We start from the raw sequence: 14,112 nt of genomic DNA, 5'->3' as shown, positions 1-14,112 counted from the left end.
CGCCGTACTCGACGGCGCCTGGACCGGCTGCTCAGCGGGCTCAGGCTCAACGACGGTGTCGGTCATCTCTGGCGTCTCCTTGATCATCAGATCCGCCGTTGATTAGGGTCTGGCCCGTAGTCGGTGGTGACGGCGGGTAGCCATCAGCGCAGGAGGATACGGTGGCGGAGGAGGTCGAATCCGGCACGGCCGTGCATCTGTCTCATGATCCGTTTCGTTCTGGTGTTGACGCCTTCGGTGCGGCCGTTGTGGTAAGGCAGGGTGAGGCCGGCGTCGACGGCTGAGCGGTCGAGTTCGAGGCCGTTGGCGAAACTGTGCAGGTGAGGCAGGGCCGCGGCGCGGGTGGCGGTGATCCACTCGGTGAGCTTCAGATCGTTGCCCTGGGCCGGTGTGAGCAGGGCGGCGAAGCCGCGCACGAGATCGGCGAGTTCGGTCATCTCCGGGCAGGCCGCAGTGATCTTCTCCAGCAGGGGGGCCTCCTTCGGCCGCAGGTTCTCCGGATCCGTGAGGAGGAGCCGCGCGGCGCGGCGTGGGGTGGTGACGGGCCGGTCGCCGTCGGCGCGGCCCTGGTTGAGGTATTTGTGCAGGCCGTTGAGGCTGCCGGTGTAGCCGAGTTCCTTGATCTCGTGGAAGAGGTGGAGGACGGGGACGCCCGGCTCCTCGGTCCGGCGCCGGCGCAGGTGTTCGCGGTAGGGGTCGACGAGGGTGGGCCGGTAGGCCGGCGCGATGCGCAGACCGGTGGGCTCGGGCATGCGGGCGTAGCGTTTGACAGTGTTCAACGCGAGGCCGAGGCGGCGGGAGCAGTCCAGCAGGCCGACGCCCTGGCCGAGCAGGGTGTGGACCTTGTTCCAGCGTTCACGGGTTGTCTGTTCGCGGATGCCGCCGGGCAGCGGCGGGTTGAGGACGGCGGCCCAGCAGCCGGCGTGGGCGCGGACCTCGAGCTGGACCTTGTCGCACAGGTTGCGCCACAGGTGCCAGCGGTCGCTGACCTGCACCGCGTCGGGCAGGGCGCGACGGATGGCCTCGGCATAGGTGGCCGAGCCGTCCCGGCATACGACCTCGATGCCGGGATGCTCGCGCAGCCAGGCTTCCAGGGGATCGGCGTCCCGGCCGGGCAGGACCTCTATGCGCCGGCCGGTGACGGCATCGGTAATGATCGTGGCGTAGCGGCGACGGCGCCGCAGCGCGAAATCGTCCACCCCGATCACCCGTGGGATCGGCGCCTGGGGCACCGGCAGACGCCACAGCCACCTCAGCACGGTGCTGCGGGAGGCCGGCACGGCCAGCAGGCCGGCCAGACGGGCGGCCGCCCGGCCGCATAACTCCCGTGCCACCTCGGCTATCTGCCCGGCCAGCCGCACCGTCCGGCGCTGATGACGCTCCAGCAGTCCGGGAACCTGCTCACGGAAGGTCTGCCGCACACAGCCCAGCACCGGACAGACCAGCCGCCGCACCCGCAGCCGGACGACGACCTGCCGGCCGTCGACCGGCACGTCCGCCACCGTCCGGCCGTGATACCCGTGCACCTTCATCGTCGGCGTCCCGCACACCGGGCACGGCACCGCGACACCCCGGGTACGGGCCGTGACCACGACCGCGTCCCCGTCGTCCGTAACACCCTCGATCACCACCCCCGAGAGCCCGGAAAACACCGTCGCGACAAGCGAGTTGACATCCATCACAAGATCATGATCGCTGATGGCTACCCGCCGTCACCACCGACTACGGGCCAGACCCGTTGATTAGACACTCCCTTCTGGCGGGCGGAGATGCCCGGCGTGGACGCGGGCGGGTACGGGCCGCTGGAGCCGCTGGCCCGTAACAAGGTCAACCTGGGCAAGGTGATCACGCACTGGCCGGACATGCTGCGGGTGGTCGACCCGGTGGACGATACCTACCGCAGGCAGATGAACCGGCAGCTCACGGTGCAGGAGTCCCGCCACAAGCTGGCCCGGGACATGCCACGGCAAGCGCGGGCAGATCATGCAGGCGTACCGCGAGGGCCAGGAGGACCAGCTCGGCGCGCTCGGCCTGGTCCTGAACGCGGCCGTGCTCTGGACGACCCGCTACCTGGACGCCGCCGTGGCCCACCTGCGGGCGCTGCCCGCCGACGAGCGCGAGCACGAGGTCCTGGACGCCGATGTCGCCCGGCTCTCCCCGCTCAAGCACGCCAACCTCAACGTGCTGGGCCGCTACAGCATCCGCGCTTCGGTTCCGGCCGACGGCGGCCTGCGCCCGCTGCGCGACCCGGTCGCGGCCGACTCCGACGACGAGGACACCGAAGGCTGACCGGGACTTGGGCATCCGGGACAGGTCAGGACCGGGCGCGGCGCCACGGCTTGTCGTACGAACCGCCGCAGGCGCGGCACGAGGCGGTGTAGACGGCACTGGCCGGCCTCACCCGCTCCGCGTGCTCCCGGAGGCGTAATGCCGGACACTCCTGTAGAGGGGTCGGCGTTTTTCGCGCGGGCCATGGCGAGGGGATTCGGTGTGCTTGAGGTCCCGCTCTGGCTATGGGGGGCGTTCGCCGTGACGGTGGTGGTGTCGCTGGCGGTGGACCTGCTGTCCCACCGCACCGCGCACGTCATCGGCTTCAAGGAGGCCGCCGCCTGGAGCGGCCTGTGGGTGAGCCTCGCCCTGATCTTCGGCGCGGTCGTCTTCCTCGTCCTCGGCACCACCGCCGGCACCGAGTACACGACGGCCTGGCTGTTGGAGAAGAGCCTGTCGGTCGACAACCTGTTCGTCTTCGCCGTGATCTTCGCGTACTTCAAGTTGCCCCGCGCCTACCAGCACCGCGTGCTGTTCTTCGGCGTCATCGGCGCCCTCGTCTTCCGCGGGATCTTCCTCTCCCTCGGCGTGGCCGTGGTCAGCCGCTTCACCGCGGTGCTGTTCGCCTTCGCGGCGGTCCTCTTCTACAGCACCTACAAACTCCTCAAGGACGAGGAGGAGAGCTTCGACCCGGGCAAGAGCTTCGCCGTACGGATGCTCCGCAAGATCATCCCGGTGCGGGACGAGTACGCGGGGGCGAAGTTCTTCGTCAAGGAGGCCGGCAAGCGGGTGGCGACCCCGCTGCTGGCGGTGGTCGCCGCGATCGAGGCCGCCGACCTGATCTTCGCCGTCGACAGCGTGCCCGCCGTCCTCGCGGTCAGCGACGACGCCTTTATCGTCTACACCAGCAACGCGTTCGCCATCCTCGGGCTGCGGGCCCTCTACTTCATGCTCGCCGGCCTGCTGGACCGCTTCCACTACCTGAGCAAGGGCCTGGCAATCATCCTCGCCTTCATCGGGGTCAAGCTCATCCTCCAGGCATCCCACAAGATGTTCAGCCCTGGCATCCCGGAAATCCCTTCACCGATCAGCCTCGCCGTCATCGTCGTCGTCCTGACAGGATCCGTGCTGCTCAGCATCAGAAGGCCGACCCCTCTAGGTGTTCTGGAACAGGCTGACGAACAGAATGCCGCCGCGGCCACCGAGCAGTCCCAGACGCCCAGCGCACTGCCCGTGATGGACCCTGAGCCCTCAGCCGGTTCACCAGGCCAAGACGGTGAAGCCCACCCGCACGCGGGCCTGGCAAGGAAGCGGGGCACTTCCCGATGCACCAGTACGGGCATATCGTAAAAATATGGTTAAAACGAAGCGCAAGCCCGAAGCGTACGTGTGCCCGACCTGCAAGAAGGCCGTGCCGGCCGCGGTCCACCGCCACAAGACCCTCGGCGTCTTCGTTCCCGCGTGGGGCCCGGGCGCATGTCAAAACCGCGACTGTCCCGACTTTCGGCTGACTCCCGGCGGCAAGCACTCTTCGGCCCGGTGACGAAACTGGCAGCCCGGCGATGGGCTGCCGGCCTGGGCCAGCGGGGATTCGCCCCTGCCCATCACATCAGGCGGCCCACCGGATCCCGGCCGGGATCGTCGGCCAGCTCGACCGGCGCCTTCGACCACGGCTTCCCTTCGGGGCGAGCAGAGGCCACGGCCGGACGCCGCGTGACTGTTACTGAGGTTGAACTCGTGATGTCGCCTCTGGTTATCGGGGGTTGATCGTCAGTCCTGTCTCGGTGAGGCAGCCGTCTATGAGGTGGCTGCGGTACTGGATGTGGCGGAGACCGCTTCGGATGCGCTGCATGAGGTGTTCGGGCGTGGTGAAGGCGACGTGGGAGAGCCATCCGCTTCGCAGCAGGGACCAGATGCCCTCGACGGGGTTGAGGTCGGGGGCGTAGGGCGGCAGGTAGTAGATGGTCAGCCAGTCCCGGGTCGCGGCGAACTCCCGTAGTCCTGCGGCCTGGTGGACGTTGAGGTTGTCCCAGACGAGGACAATCGGGCCGCCGAGCTGGGTGTGGGCCGCGATGAGCAGGTCCCGGTAGTCACGCCAGGAGAAGCTCTTGCGGCCGTCGCGCTGGCCGTCGTCGCGGCGGGGCCGGTAGATCAGCCTCGAGCGGTGGCCGGGTTTGTAGCAGGTCAGCGCGGCGATGGAGATGCGTCTGCGGGAGCGGCCGCGGACCCGCACCACCGGGGTGCGTCCTCGCTGCGACCACGTCTTCGCGTGCGGCGGCGTCATGGAGAGGCTCAGTCAAGATTTTCGTGAAGCTCTGACGGAACGTCACGCGAGGAGGACGCGCTTGCGTAGGAGCGGAAGGGCCGCGCGTCCATACATCTGTCGTTTGAGCATCTTGATCCGGTTGACGTGACCTTCGACCGGCCCGCTGCTCCAGGGCAGGGTGAGGCCGGCCAGGACAGCATCCCAGTCGCGTTCGAGTCCGTCAGCGAAGGCGTGCAGCTGCGGTAGGTCGTCGGCACGGACCGCGCAGATCCAGGCAGGAAGGTCGGTGCCGGTGCGGTCGCAGATCATGCGGGCGAAGGCGTGGACGTGGGTGCGCAGTGCGGCCAGCTCGGGGCAGCGGGAGAGGACGTCGTCGAGTTGTTGCTCCTCCTCGGCTCGTAAGCGGCCGGGGTGACGAGTGATCCAGTGGTGAGGTCCTGGGGCTTGGGCGGCGGTGCGGGCGCCGCCTTCGCGGTATCACGCAGTGGGCGCAGGAAGCGGCGGACGGCTTGCGGTGTGCGGCCCGGGTAGCCCTTGGGCCTGGATCTCGCGGAAGAGGGCGGAGGCATTGGTGCAGCCCTGGTTCCAGCGGCCGATCAGATAGGGCCGCCAGGCGTCCAGCCGGGTGGTACGGATGGCGCGGTCGGCGAGGGCCTCGGGGCTCTCGCAGCGTGCGTAGCGGCGGGCAGTGTGGCGGGCCAGCCCGAGTTCACGTCCGATCGCGCTGATCGTCCATCCCTGGGCCAGCAGGTCCTGGACGGCCCGGTAGCGCTCCCGGGTGCGGGTGACCAGCCACTTCTCGGCGCCGGTGTCCGGGGTGAGGGCGGGGTCGGGCGCTTTTGCCGATGCGAGCTCGGATGGTTCCGGTGGCGGCGGTGTCAGGCAGGACCGATGGGCGATCACGGTGCGTTCGACCGTGTGGGCCAGGTTGTCCCACAGGTGCCACGCGTCGGCGACCTGCCGGGCCTGGGGCGCTCCGGCGCTTGCTGCCTCCGCGTAGGCGCCGGCCCGGTCCCGGCAGATCATCTCGATGCCGGGGTGATCGGCCAGCCAGGCCACCAGGGGTGCTTTCTCGCGGCCGGGCAGCAGATCCACGACGCGATGCGAGTCCAGGTCGACGAGCACGGTCCCGTAGCGTCGGCCCCGGCGGGTCGCGAAATCGTCGACGCCGAGCACGCGCAGTGCAGGCCGGGGCGGATCCGGCATTGCCATCACCACGTTGAGCAAGGTGGTCCGGCTGATCGGGACGCGCAGGACGGCCGCGAGCCGGGCACCGGCCCGCCCCGCCAGGGCCAGAGCGATCGGCTGCACGATCTCGGCGAGGGCGGCCGTGCGACGCCCGGATCCGCCACCTCACCCTCGCCCTGCCTCCGCACCACGCGGCCCGCCTCTTCGATGCCCAGGACACCGGGGCCACAGAACAGCAGCTGCGCGCCCTGGCGGCCGAAGCGCTCGGCGAGGTCTACTTCCGCGACGGGGGCCGCCGCGCGACCGGCCTGGAGGTGCAGTTCACGGACGTCGAGCACGTGGAGTTCGACCTGTAGCCACATCGGATCGCACGAGCGGGCCTGTACGACAGCCACGTCGTCACTGGCGATGCAAGAAGCGACACCCGCACCGCCTTCTGACGGAAGGAATCAATCCATGCCTGCATCTGCCCGCCCATGGCGCGCGTACCGTGGCGGTACGACCCGCCAGGAGGTGCCGATGAGCGCGCAGCCCGACCACGTACCCGTCACCCCGTACGCCCCCGCACCCGGGGCTCCGGCCGAACTGCTCGCGCAGCTGCGCGCCAGCGATCGCGCGGACCGGTGGGTGCCGGCCTTCGTGCAGGAGTGGGCGGCGGCCCTGGAGGAGTCCCGCCGGACGTTCTCCCTCGCCGGGCTGTACGAGGTCGTCCAGGTCTGGCAGGCCCGCGTCGCCTCCGCCCCGGCAGTCGACGCGTTCCTCGCCTCCGGCCGCGACGAGACCGGCTTCGTGGACCTGGAGGAGATCTGGAGCAGGCGCCGGTGAGCGGACAGCAGCCCTACGCGGTGCGGCTCTCCCCACCGGCCGCGAAGGTTCTCGCCGCCCTGCCCGAGTCCGCGGAGCAGATGGTCTGGGACGTCCTGGACGCCGCGGTCGCGAACCCCTGGGGCTTCCCGCAGTGGGACGTCGGTGACCCGGAGGGCGAGGACGTGCGCATCGCCTCCGTCGGCCAGCTCTCCGTCATCTACTTCGCCAACCGCGCCCTGCGCCACCTGTCCGTCCTGGACATTGTCTGGCTCGGATAGCCACCCGTGACAACGCCCTGACCCCGGCATTGCAACGACACTGTTGGCGAATCAGGTAGTTGTGTCCACGGCACCCGCGGGGGCAAGAGGAAGGCTGTGTCGGTTTAGCACTCGCCGACGAGGGGGCGGCTTGCGCAGCCTGTTGGCCCGGCGGTTCTCGTGGGCGAGTGAGGGGTTGCCCTGGACCGGTAGGTGCCGTGGACGGTGTACCAACGAGGGCGGGAGGTTCGGGCCTTGTTCGAGGGCTTTGAGACCAAGCGGGTTCAGGTCGATGAAGCATCGATTTTCGTTCGCTACGGCGGGGAAGGGCCGCCGGTGGTGCTGCTGCACGGCCACCCCCGGACATCTGCGACCTGGCATCGCGTCGCCCCGCTCCTGGTCCGGAGCGGTTTCACCGTGGTCTGCTCCGATCTCCGGGGGTACGGCCGGTCCACCGGCCCGGCGCCTACCGCAGACCACGCGGGATACTCCAAGCGGGCCGTCGCTGGTGACGTGGTCGAGGTGATGCGCTCCCTCGGCCATGCCCGGTTCGCGCTCGCCGGGCACGACCGCGGAGGCAGTGTCGCGCTGCGTCTCGCACTCGATCATCCCGACGCGGTCTCGCGGGTGGCGCTGATCGACTGTCTGCCCCTCACCGAGCACCTGTCCCGCATCACGACCGAGTTCGCCACGCAGTGGTGGCACTGGTTCTTCTTCGCCCAGCCGGACATCCCCGAGCGGGTCATCAACGCCGATCCGGATAGCTGGTACCGCGGCGATCCCCAGGGCATGGGGCAGGAGAATTACGACGAGTGGCGTTCGGCCACGAGAAACCCCGACGTGGTGCGGGCGATGCTGGAGGACTACCGGGCCGGCCTCACCATCGACCGGCGACACGAGGAGGACGACCGCGCCGCCGGGACACGGATCCAGTGCCCGGCGCTGATCCTCTGGTCGCTCCGAGACGACCTCGAGGACCTGTACGGGGACCCGGTGAAGATCTGGCGTCAGTGGGCCCCGAACGTACGCGGCCACGGCATCGATGCCGGGCACCACGTGGCCGAAGAGGCTCCAGAAGCGCTCGCGTCTTCCCTTGCGGGCTTCTTCGCCGGGCGGCATGAGTAAGGAGCTTCTGGGCTGCCGCCCGCGGAAGAACGTAGGGAGTGCTCAGCGTACGAGCTCTACCCAGCCGGCCGCAGGGCTGCCAGATGGGAAGTGCGGGTGCAGGCCCTTGGGGTGCCGGTCCACCAGGCGTTGAGGCGGTGGAAGTTCATAGGGCGTTGATGCCCCTATGGATGTCAAGTAGCGGTTGCGGCACGTGCGCGGCCGGCTGCGGGGCTCGGAGTGGCGATGAGCCGGTAGACCTCCCGTGCGATGTAGCGCTTGAGGCAGCGGATGACTTCTCGGCGCGTCTTGCCCTCGGCAAGGCGTCGCTGCAGGTAGTTCCGGGTGCGGTCGTCCCAGCGCAGGCGGCTGAGGACGATCCGGTAGAGGGCGGCGTTGGCCTGGCGGTCGCCGCCGCGGTTGAGTCTGCGGCGCTGGGTCTTGCCGGAGGACGCTTCGACCGGGCTGGTGCCGCACAAGGCAGCGAAAGACGCCTCGCTGGTGAGGCGTTCAGGGGTGTCACCTGCGGCGATGAGCAGGGCCGCGGCGCTGTCCGGGCCGACGCCGCGTACGTCGAGCAGACCGGGCGAACTCGCCTTGACGGCCTCGGCCATCCGCTGGTTCAGGTCGTCGATCTCTTCGGTCAGGTGCTGGATGCGGCGGGCCGGCAGACGCAGGGTGTGCCGGGCAGCCGTAGCAGGCCCGGTCGCGTCCAGAGCTTCCAGTGCGGCGCACCGCTTGATCAGGTGCGGGTCGGTCAGGCCGGCCAGGGCCTCGCGCAGGGCGGAGTCGGCGCAGACCAGGACGCTCTTGAGCTGGTTGAGGGCCTGGGCGCGGGACTAGATCGCGGATCCCTTGGCGATTTTGAACGGCCGCAGCATCTCCACCGGGCCGTCGCTCGTCTTGGCCGTGGCGGTGGCGCGCCCGGACGGCACGGCGCGGGCGGCGGCCTCGGCGTCGACGGCGTCGGTCTGGCCGTGGCGCCGGCGGGCGGCCTTGTCCGGCTGGTTGACCTCCGTGACCTCGATTCCCTCGGCGTGCAGGTGGCGGGCCAAGGCCGCCCCGTAGGAGCCGGTGCACTCGACGCCGGCACGTCGCACCACTGCGAACGAGCGGGCCCAGGCGACGAGCTGGCGGTATCCCTGCGCGGTCGCCGGGAAGCTCCGGCCGTCCGGGGCGGCACCGGGCATGGTGGTGACGGCCGCGGCGTGCACGTCCTTGTGGGTGTCCACGCCGAGCAGGACCTCCTCGGCGGCGTCGGCCGGGAGGTGACACGGGGCAGCGGATTGCGTGATGCTGGGCAAGGTCGCCTTCTCCTGATCGCCTTGGGTGCTGGTGGCCGTCGCCGGGCCGGGGCGGTCAAGACTGTGACGGTGCCTGTCGCGAAGGCCCCTATCGGGACACGTCCCCTGCCCGGCGGCAGCACGCACCGCACCGAGCAGGTGGCCGACAGATCAATGCCAAGGCACACGGCCAGTCACGTTGCGAGTCAGGCCACCGCCCGGAGCGGCACCCGATCATCCTCACAGTCACGTTGGCTGGCGCGTGGGATGATCTTGGGGTTGGCCGTGCGGGGAGGGGATTACCGTGGAGAGTGCGCCGCCGTCGTACCAGGGGCACCGGTATCCGGCCGAGGTGATCGCGCACTGCGTGTGGCTGTACTTCCGTTTCCCGCTGTCGTACCGCGAGGTCGAGGAGCTCATGCTCGAGCGCGGCGTGCTCGTCTCCCACGAGACGGTCCGCCGCTGGTGCGGCAAGTTCGGGCAGCAGTACGCCAACCTCCTGCGCCGGCGACGGCCGAGGCCCGGGGACACGTGGCACCTGGACGAGGTCTTCATCAGGATCAACGGCCGGTTGCACTACCTGTGGCGGGCCGTGGACCAGAACGGCAACGTCCTCGACATCCTGGTCCGGCCCCGACGCGACACGCAGGCGGCTGTCCGGTTCTTCCGCCGGCTCCTGAAGGATCTGGAGTACACGCCGCGGGTGGTGGTCACCGACAAGCTCCGCTCCTACGGCGCAGCCCACCGCCAGGTCATGCCCTCCGTCGAGCACCGGCAGTCGAAGTACCTCAACAACCGGGCCGAGAACTCGCACCAGCCGACGAGGCAACTCGAGCGCGCGATGAAAGGCTTCCGATCGGTGGGTGCCGCACAACGGTTCCTGGCCGCGTTCAGCGGCATCTCGCCCTACTTCCGGCCCCGCCGCCACCTGATGACCGCTCCCGAATACCGCGCCGAGATGAACATTCGCTTCGCGATCTGGGACCAGATCACCGGCGTCGCCGGCCTGCCCGCCGTAGCCTGAGCCGCTGTCACCACCGAAGCCGAAACGCGCTGAACCGGCTCACACCCTCGAGCACTCGCTTAACCTGACAACGCCCGCCGAGGTGTTCGGCGGCGTACGCGCGTACATCGTCGCGGACCGCATCGGCGTCCCAGCGGGCGTAGCGCAGCAGGCGCTGCATCGGCCCGGGCCGGGCATGGCCGGCCTGTTCGGCCAGTTGCCAGCAGTTCTTCCGTTCGACGCTCGACAGTAGTCCGAGCAGGTAGGCGCGGGCCGTGGCCCGGGGTTCAACTCGCCCGAACCGGCCCGCGATCCGGGCCATGACCTGGTCGAACATTGCCCGCCAGCGGGCAGGGTCTACGCTATGGCCTGCGGCCACCGCACGATCCTCAGGAGTCCACACAACCCCCGATGATCACGCGGTGGCCGTACCCGTTCCCAGCCGGGTCCGCGACAAGATCGCGAAGTCAGACTGGAGTATTAGGAGTTCTTACTCGCTCTTGGACGGGATCAGCCCCATGACGATGACGGCGGAGACCGCGGCCACACCGGTGGCCACGAGGAACGCGTCGTCGAAGCCGGCGGCCGTGGTGGCGCCGGTGTGGCCGGCGATGCTCGCGGCTGCGGCGCTGGAGACGGCCGCGGCGCCGGCCGAGGCGCCGAACTCGTGGAAGGTGCTGACGATTCCGGAGGTCACGCCGGCTTCGTGCGGGGCGACGCTGCCCAGTGCGGTGGCCGAGGCGACCACGAACAGGGCGCCCAGGCCGGCCGCCGCGACGCTCACCCCGGCGACCATGGCGGTGGCGCCGGACCAGAGCACGGGGACGAGGAATCCGGCGGCCGCAACGACCAGGGCCACCGCTGCCAGCGACCGGGCCCCGAAGCGGCCGATCACGCGGCCGGCCGCGGTGGCGGCGGCCATGGTCAGCAACGCCACCGGCAGGAACAGCACACCGGTCATCAGGGCGCCGTGGCCCTGATGGTTCTGAAGGTAGAAGGAGCCGAGGAAGAAGACCCCCACCATCAGAGCCGTGGCCACCGCGATCACGAAGATGCCCGCCACCACCGGGCGCCGGCCGAGCAAGCGGAGGTCCATCAGCGGTGCCGCCGCCCGGCGCTGCCAGGCGGCGAAGGCGGCGTAGGCGGCGGCGGCGAAGGCGAACAGGGCGAGGGAGACGGGGTCGAGCCAGCCGTGGTCGCCGGCACGGATCAGGGCGTAGATGAGGGCGCCGGTCGCCGCGGCGACCAGAGCGGCGCCGACCACGTCGAGGAGCCGGCGGCCGCCCGGGGCAGGCGGGGCAGTATCCGGGCGAGCGCGACCAGGATCAAGAGGCCGACGGGGACGTTGACGAAGAAGACCCAGGCCCAGCCCGGCCCGGCCGTGATCAGCCCGCCCAGCAGTACGCCGAGGGCCGCGCCGCCGCCGCCGAGCGCCGACCAGATGCCCAGTGCCCGGTTGCGTTCGTCGCCGTCGAACAGCCGCACCACCACCGACAGCGCGGCGGGCGAGAGCAGCGCGGCGCCCGCCCCCTGGGCGATCCGGGCGGCCAGCAGCAGGGGCGCGCCGGTGGCCAGTCCGGCGGCCAGGGAGGCGGCGGTGAACACGGTGAGGCCGGCCAGGACGATCCGCTTGGCGCCGAACAGGTCGGCGGCCCGGCCGCCGAGCAGCATCAGGCTGCCGAAGGTGAGGGCGTACCCGCTGACCACCCAGGTCAGGGCGGCGCGGCCCAGGTCCAGTTCGGCGCCCATGTGGGGGAGCGCGATGGCCACCACGGTGATGTCGAGGATCAGCATCAGCTGGGCCAGCCCCAGCAGGCCCAGGACCGGCCAGCGCTGCGAATGGGGCGCTCCCGGTGCGTGTGTGCTGGTGGTTTCCGTGTCGCTCATGACGCTCACCCCTCACCGATAACCCATACAGTTGTGTTCAGGTTAGCCCCGCCTAGGATATAAGCCAAACAATGCTGTTCGATTTCTTCGGGTAGGCTGTGGGTCATGGGCAGTAGAAGCACCGCCAAGCGCGCCGACGCCCTGCGGAGCATCGACGCGATCGTCCAGGCCGCAGCCGAGTGCCTGGGGCGGAACCCGGAGGCGAGCCTCAGCGAGATCGCCCGCGCCGCGGGCGTGGGCCGGGTAACGCTGTACGCGTACTTCGCCTCCCGGGCGGAGGTCGTCGATGCGGCGATGAGCCGCGCCCTCGACCGGGGCAACCAGGCGCTGGACGCGGTCGATCTGACCGGGGATCCGCTCGTCGCGCTGGCGCGTTACGTCGAGGCCGGCTGGCATCTGGTGGATGAGGCGCGTGCTCTGCTCGTCGCCGCCCAGCGGGAGCTGCCCGCGGGGCGCATCCGCGAGCTGCACAACGGCCCCGCCGCCCGGGTGGAGACGCTGGTCGCCCGCGGCCGCGCCGAGGGGGTCTTCCGCACGGACCTGCCGATCGTGTGGCTGGTCAATGTCCTGCACGCGGTGATGCACAGCGCCACCGACGAGATCCGCGCCGGCCGTCTCACCTCCGACCGCGCCGCCGCCCACATCACCGCCACGGTGCTGGCCGCCTTCACCCCGCCGGGAAAGCCGGTGCCGGAACCCGGCGCGGGCGCGTGACACCGACAGTCCGGAGAAAACGCAGCGCACGGCAGCGGAAGCCACCGAGGGCGACGGCTGCTGACATATCGGCCGTGGGTGAGACGGTGCACATTCGGCGGATGGCTGCATCCGCCCGCTGCGGACCTCCCCGTACGATGAGTTTCATGACCGCCAGCACCCGTTCACACAGCCGCCCGGCCGGGCGGCTATTTGTGCTGCTGCTTTTGGCGGTGCTGGCCGGCGTGCTGGGCATGCACGGCCTGGCGCCGGGGGCGGTGGTGGCGGCGCAGCCGGGGGCCGGTCACGAGACGGTGATGGCCGCGGCGGACGGTGTGCCACACGCGGACGGGGGATGCGCGCCCACCGATGGCGGATCGGGCCACCTCGATCATGCCGACGCGACGTGTGCGGCCGCCGGGACCGCTTCGGCGTACACGCCGCCGACGCTGGCCGGCACGGTGCTGGACGCGCCCGCAGTCTCTGCCCCCAGGACGGCAATCCTCGGCTCATCCCATGTCGGGCGGGCCCCGCCCGACCTCTTCCAGCTGCAGCTCCTGCGGATATAGAGCGGCCCGCTCGGCACCCCTGTGCCCGGCGCTGCCCGGCGACGGGTGCCGTGCTCCCGCGCGCCCTCAAAAATCCGTGACACCGCGCGCCCTGACCGGCGCGCGTGAAGGAGTTGCACCACCATGATCCGCAAGCGTTCCCTCGCCCGCCGCACCGCCGCCGTCGCCGCCGCCGGTGCGGCAGCGCTCGTCCTGGCCGCCTGCGGCGGCAACGACGACGACGGCAGCTCGGCCGCCGGGCACGGCGGCCACAACGCCACCGCTTCCTCGTCCGCCTCGGCCCCGGCGTCGCAGGGGCAGCACAACGCGGCCGACGTGGCCTTCGCGAAGGGGATGATCCCCCACCACCGCCAGGCCGTCGAGATGGCCGACCTGGCCCCCGGCCGGGCTCAGTCACCGGAGGTGAAGAAGCTCGCCGCCGACATCAAGAAGGCCCAGGACCCGGAGATCAAGACGCTGTCCGGCTGGCTGACCTCCTGGGGCGAGGAGGTGCCCGCCGAGGGCGCCATGGACCACTCCATGCACGGCGGCATGGAGGGCATGATGACGGACGAGGAGATGACCGAGCTCGAGAACGCCTCGGGCCAGGCGTTCGACACCGCCTTCCTGGAGATGATGATCAAGCATCACGAGGGCGCGGTCGAGATGGCGAAGACCGAGCAGGCCGACGGTGCCTACGCCCCCGCCACAAAGATGGCCGACGCCATCATCGCCTCGCAGAGCGCGGAGATCGAGCAGATGAACGAGCTGCTCGGCAAGGACTGACCTGCGGCTGACAGCACGGGGC

At 70.4% G+C, this 14,112-nt stretch carries 15 protein-coding genes and 4 pseudogenes; 10 read left to right on the top strand and 9 right to left on the bottom strand.

Going from position 1 to position 14,112, the window contains the following annotated elements:
• Positions 1–143: 143 nt before the first annotated feature.
• Positions 144–1,652: an ISL3 family transposase gene (locus tag WJ438_RS01140; protein WP_406729552.1), complete on the bottom strand. Its 1,509-nt coding sequence runs from the start codon at positions 1,650–1,652 to the stop codon at positions 144–146.
• Between the two features lie 93 nt (positions 1,653–1,745).
• Here WJ438_RS01140 and WJ438_RS01135 point away from each other — a divergent pair.
• Positions 1,746–2,289: pseudogene (locus WJ438_RS01135) on the top strand (Tn3 family transposase); the annotation flags it as partial.
• 201 nt (positions 2,290–2,490) lie between these two features.
• Positions 2,491–3,618, top strand: coding sequence for a TerC family protein (locus tag WJ438_RS01130; protein WP_406723558.1), 1,128 nt, complete (start codon positions 2,491–2,493; stop codon positions 3,616–3,618).
• Positions 3,619–4,021: 403 nt separating this feature from the next.
• Here WJ438_RS01130 and WJ438_RS01125 read toward each other — a convergent pair whose 3' ends face one another.
• From WJ438_RS01125 to WJ438_RS01115, 3 genes are read right to left on the bottom strand one after another with little or no spacing between them, the layout of a single operon-like run.
• Entirely contained in the window at positions 4,022–4,552 is a 531-nt protein-coding gene (locus tag WJ438_RS01125) for a transposase (protein WP_406723557.1), read from the bottom strand.
• 42 nt (positions 4,553–4,594) lie between these two features.
• A complete protein-coding gene (locus tag WJ438_RS01120) occupies positions 4,595–4,957 on the bottom strand; it encodes a transposase (protein ID WP_406729551.1) in 363 nt (120 codons plus the stop codon).
• A 54-nt stretch (positions 4,958–5,011) separates the two neighbouring features.
• Positions 5,012–5,845, bottom strand: coding sequence for a transposase (locus WJ438_RS01115; protein ID WP_406723556.1), 834 nt, complete (start codon positions 5,843–5,845; stop codon positions 5,012–5,014).
• Between the two features lie 11 nt (positions 5,846–5,856).
• Between WJ438_RS01115 and tpg the strand changes: the two are divergent.
• The 4 genes and pseudogenes from tpg to WJ438_RS01095 all read left to right on the top strand — a co-directional run.
• A pseudogene (gene tpg / locus WJ438_RS01110) lies at positions 5,857–6,078 on the top strand (telomere-protecting terminal protein Tpg); the annotation flags it as partial.
• 163 nt (positions 6,079–6,241) lie between these two features.
• The gene (locus WJ438_RS01105) at positions 6,242–6,547 is read left to right on the top strand and encodes a DUF6247 family protein (RefSeq protein ID WP_406723555.1); all 306 of its coding nucleotides are present in this window, start codon (positions 6,242–6,244) and stop codon (positions 6,545–6,547) included.
• Positions 6,544–6,807 carry a hypothetical protein gene (locus WJ438_RS01100; protein ID WP_406723554.1) on the top strand — a complete coding sequence of 88 codons (264 nt, stop codon included), beginning with the start codon at positions 6,544–6,546 and terminating at the stop codon, positions 6,805–6,807. Before WJ438_RS01105 ends, WJ438_RS01100 begins: the two co-directional genes overlap by 4 nt.
• Positions 6,808–7,041: 234 nt before the next feature.
• The gene (locus WJ438_RS01095; protein WP_406723553.1) at positions 7,042–7,911 is read left to right on the top strand and encodes an alpha/beta fold hydrolase; all 870 of its coding nucleotides are present in this window, start codon (positions 7,042–7,044) and stop codon (positions 7,909–7,911) included.
• 173 nt (positions 7,912–8,084) lie between these two features.
• Here WJ438_RS01095 and WJ438_RS01090 read toward each other — a convergent pair.
• A pseudogene (locus WJ438_RS01090) lies at positions 8,085–8,450 on the bottom strand (transposase); the annotation flags it as partial.
• Positions 8,451–8,729: 279 nt separating this feature from the next.
• Positions 8,730–9,194: a transposase gene (locus WJ438_RS01085; protein WP_406723552.1), complete on the bottom strand. Its 465-nt coding sequence runs from the start codon at positions 9,192–9,194 to the stop codon at positions 8,730–8,732.
• Positions 9,195–9,477: 283 nt separating this feature from the next.
• Between WJ438_RS01085 and WJ438_RS01080 the strand changes: the two genes are divergently transcribed.
• On the top strand, positions 9,478–10,197 hold the full coding sequence (locus tag WJ438_RS01080) for an IS6 family transposase (protein ID WP_406723551.1): 720 nt from the start codon (positions 9,478–9,480) through the stop codon (positions 10,195–10,197).
• A gap of 76 nt (positions 10,198–10,273) precedes the next feature.
• On the opposite strand, the pseudogene WJ438_RS01075 reads toward WJ438_RS01080, so the two are convergent.
• From WJ438_RS01075 to WJ438_RS01065, 3 genes and pseudogenes are all read right to left on the bottom strand, one after another.
• Positions 10,274–10,513 (bottom strand): annotated as a pseudogene (locus WJ438_RS01075) (transposase); the annotation flags it as partial.
• Between the two features lie 153 nt (positions 10,514–10,666).
• A complete protein-coding gene (locus WJ438_RS01070; RefSeq protein ID WP_406723550.1) occupies positions 10,667–11,440 on the bottom strand; it encodes an MFS transporter in 774 nt (257 codons plus the stop codon).
• Positions 11,386–12,063, bottom strand: coding sequence for an MFS transporter (locus WJ438_RS01065; RefSeq protein WP_406723549.1), 678 nt, complete (start codon positions 12,061–12,063; stop codon positions 11,386–11,388). Before WJ438_RS01065 ends, WJ438_RS01070 begins: the two co-directional genes overlap by 55 nt.
• Positions 12,064–12,168: 105 nt before the next feature.
• Here WJ438_RS01065 and WJ438_RS01060 point away from each other — a divergent pair, with 105 nt between their 5' ends.
• The 3 genes from WJ438_RS01060 (at position 12,169) to WJ438_RS01050 (ending at position 14,090) form a co-directional block, all read left to right on the top strand.
• Positions 12,169–12,777, top strand: a complete 609-nt coding sequence (locus WJ438_RS01060) for a TetR/AcrR family transcriptional regulator (protein ID WP_406723548.1) — start codon at positions 12,169–12,171, stop codon at positions 12,775–12,777.
• A gap of 146 nt (positions 12,778–12,923) precedes the next feature.
• Positions 12,924–13,325 carry a DUF6153 family protein gene (locus WJ438_RS01055; RefSeq protein WP_406723547.1) on the top strand — a complete coding sequence of 134 codons (402 nt, stop codon included), beginning with the start codon at positions 12,924–12,926 and terminating at the stop codon, positions 13,323–13,325.
• A 123-nt stretch (positions 13,326–13,448) separates the two neighbouring features.
• Positions 13,449–14,090, top strand: a complete 642-nt coding sequence (locus WJ438_RS01050) for a DUF305 domain-containing protein (protein WP_406723546.1) — start codon at positions 13,449–13,451, stop codon at positions 14,088–14,090.
• Positions 14,091–14,112: the final 22 nt, after the last annotated feature.

This window comes from Streptomyces sp. GD-15H, assembly GCF_045291515.1.
In the GTDB taxonomy this organism is placed as follows: Bacteria; Actinomycetota; Actinomycetes; order Streptomycetales; family Streptomycetaceae; genus Streptomyces.
Note: the sequence above shows the minus strand (reverse complement) of the source record. Positions and strands in the feature narration are given on the sequence as shown.